Below are 11,288 nucleotides of genomic sequence, written 5' to 3'. Positions count from 1 at the left end.
AAGATTATCCAGATTTGGTCCAAATCAATTGCTCAGGACGCCAAAAGTTTTATTTCATCAACTATTTTTTAAACAGTTTAAAAGCTTTGAATTTTTGGCTCTTCTTGCGGCAACTGCTGTGTCGGTTCTATTCCTTGAATACACTTTTGCCGCAGCTTTGATTGTTATACTAACGGCGGCGGCGTTTCTCGGCGGCATCCAGGAACACCGCGCGCAACGTTTGCTCAGTACGTTAAAACGAAAAACCATGCCTGCGGCGAGGGTAATACGTGGTGGACACGAGCGCGAACTTCCCGCGGCGGAGTTGGTGCCCGGGGATGTCGTGCTCTTGGCCGAAGGGGATTTGGTTCCGGCAGACCTTCGCCTGCTGCAGGCTGACAAATTAGAGGTCGATGAATCAATTCTTACCGGAGAATCAGTACCGGTCAGTAAAACAAAAGAAGCTCTCGCCGGCAAAGAACTGGCCTTGAAAGATACCCTGAATATGGCCTATATGAACACTGTGATCGTTAAAGGGCACGGCCGCGGCATTGTTGTCCACACCGGCATGGCAAACGCGATAGGTTATGTTAATGGAATGATGCAGGCCGGCGGGCGAGATCAGACACCGGCACAGCGAAGTTTGGAGTTATTCAGCAAAAGTCTGTCTGCTTTTTGTTTTTTTACCTGTATGATGGTGCTGGCCGCGTTGATACTCAAAGGCGAGGAGGTCCGCGAGATATGCCTGGCGGTTTTAAGCCTGGCTGTAGCGGCTGTCCCTGTCGGTCTTCAAACACTTCCCGCCGGAATACTTGCCGCCGGTGCGAAGCGAATAATCAAGCGCGGCGCTGTTATCCGAAAATTCACGGTGCTTGATACTCTTGGCTGCACCACAATGCTCTGCTTAAACAGAACAGAAATCTTTACAAAGAACGAAATGACCGTGCGCAAAGTTATGGTCGGCGGACATACTTTTGAGGTGACCGGAGACGGTTATGATCCCAAGGGCGAGTTTACCGGAATAGGGGACAAGCAGGATATGCGGTTTACCTTATTGGTTAAAGCGGCTGCACTCTGCAACAATGCGGTTTTAAAACGCGGCAGTATTAATATCACAGGTCTTTTTCGAGGCCTGACAGGAGGCCGGTCAAGCAAGAAATGGTCGATAACGGGAGACGCCACAGAAGGGGCGCTTCTTGTGATGGCCGCTAAAGCTGGATTTTGGCGGGAAAGATTGGAATTGGATGAACAGCGGGTGGCCGAACTGCCGTTCGGACCCGAGCGCAAACGGATGTCTGTGGTATACCGGGAGCCTTCCGGAACTATGGCGGTTTACGTAAAAGGAGCGCCGGAAGTGCTGCTGGAACATTGTACTCATATTTACCTTAACGGAAAAATAGCGCCCCTGTCGGCCCGGGACAAGGGGGAGATCATGGCTTATAATACCTCAATGGCTAAAGAAGCGCTTCGGGTGCTGGCTTTTGCTTATAAGCAGATTCCCGCCGGTACCGTGGATTTTACTGCAGAGGTAATTGAACAGCAATTGATTTTTCTCGGTTTAACCGGGATGCTGGCTCCGGTTAAACCGGCAGCGGCAAAAACGGTACGAACTTGCCACCGGGCTGGTATTAAAGTAATGTTGGTTAACGGTGACCAACGGTTCACCGCGCATGCGCAAGCAATAAAAATGGGAATTATTAGTAAGGAAGAAAATGTCCTTACCGGTAGTGAGCTGGATCGTATGTCCGATGAGCAGTTACGGTCATATATCGATCAAGTTACTGTATGCGCCAGGGTTGCGCCGAAGCAAAAGCTGCGCATAGTAAGAGTATTGAGACAGTTGGGACACGTAGTGGCGGTGACTGGAAGAGGATTGGCAGATGTCCAAGCGGTCAGTGAGGCGGATATAGGGATCGCTATGGATTATTCTAGTACCGGCATGCTCAAGGATGTTTCCGCCATGCACCTTGAGGAAGAGCATTTTGGCGGTGTCGCCGCGGCGGTTGAGGAAGGACGAGGTATCTATAACAATATCCGCAAATCGATATGTTTTCTTCTTTCCTGCAACGCAGGAGAAGTATTCACCACGTTTCTCGCTTTGCTGGCAGCTCTGCCTTTACCTCTGATACCAGCTCAGCTCTTGTGGGTTAACGTCATAAGCAATGGTCTCCCGGCAATGGCCTGGGGATTGGGTCCCAACGAGCGCGATGTCATGAGGCAACCGCCCCGTCAATTAAGGAACGGCATTCTTGATGGAAAACTGGCCTGGCGGATTATTAGCGGCGGGGCGGTTATTTGTTTGACTACAATGCTGGCGTTTATTACGGGGTATGCCACGGGAGACACGTTACTGGCCCGCACCATGTCCTTCAATACGCTGGTTTTTTCCCAGTCGTTTTTCATTATCGCCTGTCATTATGAATCGCGTGCCAGTTTGCGTGAGAGTGTTTTTGTCAATCTCTATTTAACCGGTTCAGTGTTAATATCGTGCGCGTTACAGGTAGCGATGAATTGCGCGCCATTCGCGCAATCATACTTCCATGTCGTACGTCTGAACTGTCTGCAATGGGCTTATGTTTTGTCTGTTTCTATGATACCTGCCGTCTTTGGTTCCTTATATCGACATATTTTTGGTAAAATTGAGAAAAAAATAATGTACCTGCGGGTGCGATTAGGGTAAAATAATAAATATCAAATTTGGAGGAATAAATATTGCGTTTTACAAAAGTACAGGGTCTTGGCAATGATTTTATTTTAGTGAATTGCATGGAAGAAAATTTCCATCCGGAGGAGTTTCCCGGCATTGCCGTGAAGGCTTGTGACCGCCATTTTGGAGTTGGAGCTGATGGTCTGGTGCCGCTTTTTTCTTCGGAAGTGGCTGACATAAAAATGCGCGTTTTTAATGCGGATGGAAGCGAAGCTGAAACGTGCGGGAATGTGCTCCGTTGTGCCGCCAAGTACCTTTACGAGCACGGCATAGTGAGTAAGAATAAAATAAAAGTGGAAACTCTGGCCGGGATTATGGTTCCGGAACTGATCATTGAAAACGGACGGGTAAGTTTGATCCGGGTAGATATGGGCGAGCCCCGGTTGCAGCGCTCAGAAATACCCATGGCAGGACCGCCCGGAAGGGTTGTAGACGAGCCGTTAGAAGCAGGCGGCGTGATCTACAACATAACCGCTGTTTCCATGGGTAACCCGCATTGCGTCATTTTTGCGCCTGATGTGGAACAGATCCCTTTGCACGTAGCCGGTCCTTTGCTGGAGAAACACCATTTATTTACTTTAAAAACAAATGTGGAATTTGTTCAGGTAATCAATCATGATCAGGTGAAGATGAGAGTCTGGGAAAGAGGAGCCGGTGAGACCATGGCTTGCGGCACAGGCGCTTGTGCCGCGGCAGTGGCTGGGGTAATCAATGGTTATACCAAACGTCAATTATCTGTTCACATGAAAACCGGTGCTCTTTTTATTGAATGGGCGGCAGACAACCATTTGTATATGACCGGCCCCGCGGAAGAGGTTTTTATCGGGGAATACCCGATTTTAAATGCTAAATAAATGTTTTATGAAAAGCAGGTGAGGAATATGGAAAAAATTGAATTTAATATTTCATTCTGCACCTTTAGGCTGGAAAGCATTAATGCTTTGCTGAAAATATTTATGGGAGAAAAGAAAAGAGCTGTAGAAGATTTAAAAAACATCTATGAAAAATACTTTGTTGAAAAAAGCCAACCGGAAGATGAACAGGATTGGCAAGACGGACAAGATTGGAAAAAGGAAATAGTTGATAAAATAAAACAGTTCGAGGATTTTACAAATAATTCCGACCTGGACGATATATTTGCTAAGTACGTGAACTTATCATTTTCTGTTACTACGGGAGATAGGACATTGTCAACAAGTGGCAGCAACTGGTTGGAATTATTAAGTAAATTAAAGATATCCGTTAATGCGATAAGAATTAAATTTGAATGCGCAAGTTTAAGAAGAAAAATATTATTTGTTATTAGAGAACACAGTGGAATTGTTAATACTTATGATAATAGATATGAAATAAGAGGAATCAATTCAGAATGGGTTAGTGAAGTCGCGTCATTATTCGATAGCACTATTAATTATTGTTACAATAAGAGAAAAAATTGGTATGAAATGAGTTTCTTCTTGGAACTGATATTCAGCGTTGTGCTTGCTGGTTCTATTTTTTCTTTGTTAAAGGTCTGTATGATCTTTTTTGATCAAAACCTCTTTGATTCAATTGATAATTATATAATAATATTCTTAGTTAACTCATTGATATATATATTTATATGGTTATTATTAGCGATAACCCTTACCACAAAGTTATTTGAATATATGATTGATTTGTACCCCTCAGTTGAAATTATGCTGGATGAAAAAAGAGTTAAAAAAAGGAAGAAGCTATACTACTCACTTATTGTCATTTTTATCCCATATGTTTTAATATTTTTTATTAGCTTTTATGGCAGATAGAATCCGTTTCTTCCGGTTAATTGGTGAGTAATGGTTTGATTATGGAAGTATTTGTTAGGTTTTTGCAATAATAATGTATACATATTAATATAGTATTGCACCTAAATAGCATTATGGCTAAAATTGAATAAGCTGTATATGGGAATTATGCGTTTAATTACACGTTCTTGTCTAATTAAGTGTAATGACGACTTGGTTCGGTGTTGAGCAAGGAGGAGCAATATGAGATTATCCAGCAGGGCGCAAATGATCAGTCCATCCCCGACTTTGGCCATAGATGCTAAGGCAAAGGAAATGAAAGCTCGCGGTATTAATGTTATTGGTTTCGGAGCAGGCGAACCGGATTTTGACACGCCTGCTCATATTAAAGAAGCCGCTGTTGCCGCCATGTGGGGCGGTATGACTAAATACACGCCTGTGGCAGGGACAAATGAATTAAGAGAAGCTATTTGCCAAAAATTTAAGATTGACCAGGGCCTGGACTATAAGCCGGCCCAGATTGTCGTGTCCGCAGGCGCAAAACATTCTCTTTACAACGCTATGCAGGTTCTTGTGCAACCGGGAGATGAAGTGATTTTACCATCTCCGTACTGGGTGAGCTATTTGGAACAAATAAAACTCGCCGGAGCTGAAGCAAGGATCGTAGAAACGAGGGAAGATAACGATTTTAAATTAGCGCCGGCGGAGTTGGCATCGGCAATTAATTCACGCACCAAATTATTAATATTGAATTCCCCCAGTAATCCTACAGGCGCTGTTTATTCTGAAACAGAGCTTAAAGCTCTTGGAGAGGTTATCGTTAAATATGATATTACCATAATTTCCGATGAAATATATGAGAAGTTGATTTACGACGGTATCCGGCATGTCAGCATAGCGACTCTTGCGCAGGAACTAAAAGAGCGGACAGTAATAATCAACGGCGTTTCCAAAGCCTATGCGATGACTGGCTGGCGAATCGGTTATGCGGCCGCAACAGCTTCTGTAGCGGGGGCGATGACCGATCTGCAGAGTCACTCCACCTCGAATCCCACCTCAATCGCGCAGGCGGCCAGCACTGTCGCGCTTACCGGTGATCAGGAACCAGTCAGCAGGATGGTGGTTGAATATACCAGGCGGAGAGATTATGCGCTGGAGCGGCTACGGGGTATTCCTGGTGTAACTTGTTCCAAGGCAGGCGGCGCTTTTTACCTGTTCCCCAACGTTAAGACCTGCTTCGGCAAGTCGTATAAAGGAAAAACTATTAATAGCGCGAGCGATTTGGCCGCTGTCCTGCTTGATGGAACTCAAGTAGCAGTAGTACCTGGATTGGCTTTTGGAAACGATGATTATATACGGCTGTCATACGCCATATCCATGGATAGTTTGAAAGAAGGTTTGGACCGGATTAACTGGTTGTTCGGTGAATTAGAATAAGCTCCGGGATCATTTAGAGTGAAGTGTAAAGCGCATAAAATGCGCTTTTTTTTGTCAATGCTTGCTCTAAGTGACTTGAACATGATGATAATTTACCAAGATATTTTTTTGATTCTGAAGGAATTTCTTTTACCAAGCGCGAATAACACCCCATTCCTTGACAAAATAATTTTTACAGAATAGATAATAATAAATAATTGTTAAAAATAGTTTTAAAACCGGGTGGTGGGGATTTGTTAAAAAGCATGACTGGATATGGGCGTGGAGAGGTAAACGCGTTTGGAAAAAGATTCAGCGTTGAGTTGAAAGCGGTAAACCACCGCTTTTGTGAAGTGGTTTTAAGGATGCCGCGCTCGCTTATGTCCATGGAAGAGCAAATTAAACGATTTATCCAGTCGCAGGTGGCTCGCGGACGAATTGACTGTTTTTTAGGAATAGAGAAAAGCGCTGAAGGTACAACTGCCTTAGTCAAAGTTGACAAAGACCTGGCAGCGGCGTATTATAAGGCAATGAAAGAACTGCAGGAAGAGCTTGGTGTCGAGGGCGAAATCAAGCTAAAGCACCTTACAGTGCTGCCTGGTGTGATGGTATTGGAAGAAGCCCCCGAAAATATAGAAGAATGGTGGCCCGCTATACGGGAAGCAGTGGAAATCGCCCTTGAAGATTTGATAAAAATGAGAGTGACAGAAGGAGAACAACTGGCTAAGGATATTGGGAAAAGAGTAGGACAAATAGCTGGCTATAATGTTAGAATAAGAGAAAGAGCGCCTTATGTCGCAGAGGATTACCGGACAAGATTAGAAACACGCCTTAATGATTTTCTAAATGACGGCGGGTTGGATCCGGAACGTCTTGCAGCGGAAGCGGCGTTGTTTGCCGAACGCTCCAATATTACGGAAGAGACTGTCCGATTAGACAGTCATTTGAGTCAGGTTTATGCTTGTTTTGACACAAATGAAGCTGTCGGACGCAAGCTTGATTTCTTAATTCAGGAAATGAACAGAGAAATCAATACAATTGCTTCAAAGGCAAACGATCTGGAGATTAATCGTTTGGTTATAGAGGTAAAGAGTGAGTTGGAAAAAATAAGAGAACAAGTTCAAAATATTGAGTAAGATAATGGTTATATCTTAGGGAAGATAATACTAAGGGGGAAGTTTTGTGGAGATCAAGTTAATTAATATTGGTTTTGGCAACATTGTTTCGGCTAACCGGATTATCGCCATAGTCAGCCCGGAATCTGCACCTATTAAAAGAATTATTACGGAAGCCCGGGATCGAGGTATGCTGATCGATGCTACCTACGGGCGCCGTACCAGAGCTGTAATTATTGCCGACAGTGATCACGTCATTCTATCCGCTGTTCAGCCGGAAACCGTGGCCCATCGATTGGTGTCCAAGGAAGTAATTACCCAGAACGAAGATTCATCTGATTAAACATGAGGGAAACAGCAGTGCGGGAAAAAGGCGCGTTACTGGTAATATCCGGTCCTTCCGGTGCGGGAAAAGGAACCATTTCCTTAGCTCTTCAAAAGGATCATCCTTCATTACGTCTTTCTGTTTCGGCCACCACAAGAGCGCCAAGGAAAGGTGAAGTGGATGGATTACATTATCATTTTTTGCAAAGAGAGGTTTTCAAAGATTTAATTAAAAATGACCAGCTTCTCGAATGGGCAGAGGTTTATGGTAATTATTACGGGACTTTGCGGAGATTTGTGCAAGAAACCCTTGAACACGGGAACGATGTAATACTCGAAATTGATATTCAAGGCGCCCTTCAGGTGAAGCGAAATTATCCTGACGCGGTGCTGGTTTTTATTGCGCCCCCGTCCAAATCCGAGTTAAGGTCGCGTCTTATTTCCAGAGACACCGATTCAAGGGAAGAAATTGAAAAGCGTTTAAGTTGCGCCGTAAGTGAGATGGAATTAGCCCGCCAGTATGACTTTTTTGTTATAAATGACGATATCTCTCGCGCGCTGAAAAAAATCCATGCGGTTATCACAGTTGAAAAATTACGCCCCCGGTATCACGAGTTGTTTATCACGCAGTTCAAATAGTTATATTTAATTGGAGGGTGGATATGAACCAACCAACTCTCGATGAGCTTATGGAAAAGGTAGACAGCCGGTATACCCTGGTAGTGGTTGCGGCGAAGCGGGCCAGGGTACTCACCGAGAGGGGAAATATTAAGCTCGACATGGCTAGCGACAAGCCAGTAACAACCGCGCTTAAAGAAATAGCCCTGAACAAGATTATTTATAAAAGAAACAGGACCGGAATCAAGTAGCAGGGAGGATTGCTAAATGCTGGCGGGTAAAAATATTACCGTGGGAATAACCGGCGGTATAGCGGTTTTTAAAGTAGCGCAATTAGTAAGCAACCTCGCTTCCGGCAAGGCCAGGGTGCGAGTGATAATGACCCGGGCCGCCCAGGAGTTTGTAAGACCGCTGACCTTCCAGACACTATCCGGGCACCATGTGTATACTGATTTATTTGAAAGGCCGGCAGGTGGTATAGTTCAGCATATAGAACTGGCCACCGGCTCGGATCTGATTGTTCTTGCGCCTGCGACAGCGAATGTTATCGGCAAGGCCGCCAACGGTATTGCCGACGATTTGATTTCCACCGTGGTTATGGCTGCAACGTGTCCTGTTCTCATATGTCCGGCAATGAATGTAAATATGTATAATAACCGGGTTGTTCAGCGAAACTTGTCCATACTGCGCAACCTTGGTTACCATTTTGTCGATCCCGGTGTGGGACGTTTGGCTTGCGGCACGGCAGGACGCGGCAGGTTGGCGGAATTGGATTTAATAATGGATAAGATTAATTCCGTTCTTTCCAATAATGAGGATTTGCGCGGGCTGTCGGTAATGGTAACGGCAGGTCCAACTACAGAACCCGTCGATCCGGTGCGGTATTTGACTAACAGAAGTTCGGGCAAAATGGGTTATGCCGTTGCGGATGCCGCGGCAAAAAGAGGCGCCCGTGTTTTATTAATTAGCGGGCCGGTTGCGTTGAATCCGCCGCCGGGGGTTGAAGTAATCTATGTGCAAACGGCAAACGAGATGTATGCCGCGGTGATGGAGAGTTTTTCAATGGTTGACGCTGTAGTTATGTCCGCGGCCGTGGCAGATTACAGGCCGAAAACAGCGGCAAAGCAAAAAATAAAAAAACATGAGAGTTCTCTAACAATAGAGCTTGAAAAAAACCCCGATATTCTCGCTGAATTGGGTAGAAAGAAAAAACAGCAGGTGCTTATTGGCTTCGCCGCTGAAACTGAAAATTTGGAAAAGAATGCTGTATTGAAAGTGGAAGGCAAAAATTTGGACATGCTGGTGGCTAATGATGTCACTCTGCCCGGCGCCGGATTTGGCACAGACACAAACATAGCGAAACTGGTCTTCCCCGGCGGCAGGATTGTTTCCCTGCCTAAAATGGACAAGTTATCGCTGGCCAATCATATTTTGGATGAACTGACGGTTTTAAGAAAAGGTGAAGAAAATAATTTGAAAGTTTAGCTCCAATTCAAGAAATGTGAGTGAAAGGGCCTGCAAAATACCTGAATATTGAAAATATTTTAACAGTAATCCGGTAATCCATGAAGCTTGATTTCTTAAATATTTCAAGAGGAATCTATTATTACATGTAGAATATTTATAGTATTTAATTAATTATTAACTCGGGCAGGAGTTAATTTATGGTTCATTTAAATAACATTCTCGGTGTTTTTTTACGTTGGGGACTTGTCCAGATAACGGCTGTTCTGATAATATTTCTAGTCAGTCCGGAGCCCCGGGAGATTGTTATTTTAATGATTATTTCCAGTTTAACGGCTACCTGCCTTGTTGCCGCCTACATCTGGAAACATCAAAATGCCAAAATAAAAAAAGCGGAACTAGATTTCCTGCATGCCCAGATAAACCCGCACTTTTTATTCAATACCCTGAACACCATAGTATCTTATTGCCGGACTAACCCCGAAACGGCACGCCGTCTCTTAATACGCCTGGCTTCCTTTTTACGCCATGCGTTAAAAAGACACGGGCATTTTAACAGTCTAAAAGAAGAGATTGAATATATAAACACATATCTGATTCTTGAAAAGGCGCGTTTTCGCGAAAAATTAATAATTCAAAGAGATATTGACCCGGATTTGCTTGGTTGCCGGGTACCTGCGTTAACGCTGCAACCTATTGTTGAAAATGCCATAAAACACGGTATCCAGCCTAAAATTGGGGCGGGGACGGTGCATATAAAAATAAACGCGTCAGCAAAAGAAATGTTTTTTGCGGTAATGGATAATGGTATCGGGATGAACAATGATCAGTTAAAGAATATACTGCTTCCCGGTTTCGGCTCCGGTAACGGAATTGGTTTAAGCAATGTTCATGAACGACTGATCAGTTTGTTCGGCAAGGATTGCGGTCTCCGTATTGAAAGTAGTGAAAATAAAGGCACCTGTGTATATTTTAAGGTTCCTTTGATAATGAATGAGGATTTTGAAGGGGGTCTCACCGGTGAAGCTCAAAGCGCTAATCATTGATGATGAGTATCCTGCCAGGCAGGAACTTCGCTTAGCCTTGAGCGACTTTGGCAATATTGAAATAGTAGGTGAGGCAACCAATGCCAACGAAGCATTGGAATTAATCAAGGCGCTCAATTATCAGGTTCTTTTTCTTGATGTTTCCATGCCCGGGATGAGCGGTTTGGAAGTTGCGGCGGCAATTCAGGACATGGACCCTAAACCATATATCATATTTGTAACTGCCTATAAAGAGTATGCTGTTTCCGCTTTTGCGGTAGATGCCGTCGACTATTTATTAAAACCCGTTGAACCGGGACGGTTGAAAAAAGCAATCAGTAAAGTAAATAAGATGGCACAGGATAATATTGTGCTGACTGAGTTGGCGGCAACGGCGGACAGTTCCCCCGGCAAGCAAACCGGCGGGCAGAATCGCGAAAAAAAAGCGGATGCCTGTCAGCGTCAACTACAGGATCACATAAAAATAGACCGTATTCCGGCGGGCAAACAAGGTAAAACTATATTGGTCACTGAATCTGATATATTTTATGCATTTACTCTGCAGGATAATGTTTATATTAAAACGGAATCCGATAAACTTTTTACGCGTTTCACATTAAAAGAGCTGGAGGTAAGACTTAATCAGCAATGTTTTTTCCGGACCCACCGTTGTTATTTGGTTAACCTGCACAAAGTAAAAGAAATAGTGCCCTTTTTTAACGGCACATACAACCTTATTGTTGCAGATAAGGAAGGTAGTGAGGTTCCAGTTAGCAGGGCTCAAGCAAAAAAACTTAGAAGGATTTTAGGATTTTAAATTATTAATAGCTTGAAAAAGCTTATATGCACTGCCTAACGTGTTTAGAAACGGGTA

11 protein-coding genes are annotated in these 11,288 nt (G+C 44.1%); all 11 read left to right on the top strand.

Annotation, left to right across the window (positions count from 1 at the left end; translation table 11 throughout):
- A partial coding sequence (locus A4E54_RS15710; RefSeq protein ID WP_286726675.1) for a cation-translocating P-type ATPase occupies positions 1–2,659 on the top strand: 2,659 nt, incomplete at its 5' end.
- Between the two features lie 32 nt (positions 2,660–2,691).
- On the top strand, positions 2,692–3,540 hold the full coding sequence (gene dapF / locus A4E54_RS15705) for a diaminopimelate epimerase (RefSeq protein WP_286726673.1): 849 nt from the start codon (positions 2,692–2,694) through the stop codon (positions 3,538–3,540).
- Between the two features lie 27 nt (positions 3,541–3,567).
- Entirely contained in the window at positions 3,568–4,473 is a 906-nt protein-coding gene (locus tag A4E54_RS15700) for a hypothetical protein (protein ID WP_240082848.1), read from the top strand.
- 222 nt (positions 4,474–4,695) lie between these two features.
- A complete protein-coding gene (locus tag A4E54_RS15695) occupies positions 4,696–5,889 on the top strand; it encodes a pyridoxal phosphate-dependent aminotransferase (protein ID WP_240082849.1) in 1,194 nt (397 codons plus the stop codon).
- 233 nt (positions 5,890–6,122) lie between these two features.
- Positions 6,123–7,004, top strand: coding sequence for a YicC/YloC family endoribonuclease (locus A4E54_RS15690; RefSeq protein WP_240082850.1), 882 nt, complete (start codon positions 6,123–6,125; stop codon positions 7,002–7,004).
- 46 nt (positions 7,005–7,050) lie between these two features.
- The gene (remA, locus tag A4E54_RS15685) at positions 7,051–7,326 is read left to right on the top strand and encodes an extracellular matrix/biofilm regulator RemA (protein WP_240082851.1); all 276 of its coding nucleotides are present in this window, start codon (positions 7,051–7,053) and stop codon (positions 7,324–7,326) included.
- A 2-nt stretch (positions 7,327–7,328) separates the two neighbouring features.
- Positions 7,329–7,946, top strand: a complete 618-nt coding sequence (gene gmk, locus A4E54_RS15680) for a guanylate kinase (RefSeq protein ID WP_240082852.1) — start codon at positions 7,329–7,331, stop codon at positions 7,944–7,946.
- A gap of 23 nt (positions 7,947–7,969) precedes the next feature.
- Positions 7,970–8,176, top strand: coding sequence for a DNA-directed RNA polymerase subunit omega (gene rpoZ, locus A4E54_RS15675; protein ID WP_240082853.1), 207 nt, complete (start codon positions 7,970–7,972; stop codon positions 8,174–8,176).
- A 16-nt stretch (positions 8,177–8,192) separates the two neighbouring features.
- Complete coding sequence (gene coaBC, locus A4E54_RS15670) at positions 8,193–9,410, top strand: bifunctional phosphopantothenoylcysteine decarboxylase/phosphopantothenate--cysteine ligase CoaBC (protein WP_240082854.1); 1,218 nt, start codon at positions 8,193–8,195, stop codon at positions 9,408–9,410.
- Between the two features lie 179 nt (positions 9,411–9,589).
- Positions 9,590–10,435 (top strand): sensor histidine kinase, encoded by an 846-nt coding sequence (locus A4E54_RS15665; RefSeq protein ID WP_312038067.1) that lies wholly within the window; start codon positions 9,590–9,592, stop codon positions 10,433–10,435.
- Positions 10,410–11,231 carry a LytR/AlgR family response regulator transcription factor gene (locus tag A4E54_RS15660; protein ID WP_286726668.1) on the top strand — a complete coding sequence of 274 codons (822 nt, stop codon included), beginning with the start codon at positions 10,410–10,412 and terminating at the stop codon, positions 11,229–11,231. The genes A4E54_RS15665 and A4E54_RS15660 overlap by 26 nt, the downstream gene beginning before the upstream one ends.
- The last annotated feature ends 57 nt before the right edge of the window (positions 11,232–11,288 follow it).

The sequence above is a fragment of the Pelotomaculum sp. PtaB.Bin117 genome, assembly GCF_002067195.1.
GTDB classification, from domain to species: domain Bacteria; phylum Bacillota; class Desulfotomaculia; order Desulfotomaculales; family Pelotomaculaceae; genus Pelotomaculum_D; species Pelotomaculum_D terephthalicicum.
Note: the sequence above shows the minus strand (reverse complement) of the source record. Positions and strands in the feature narration are given on the sequence as shown.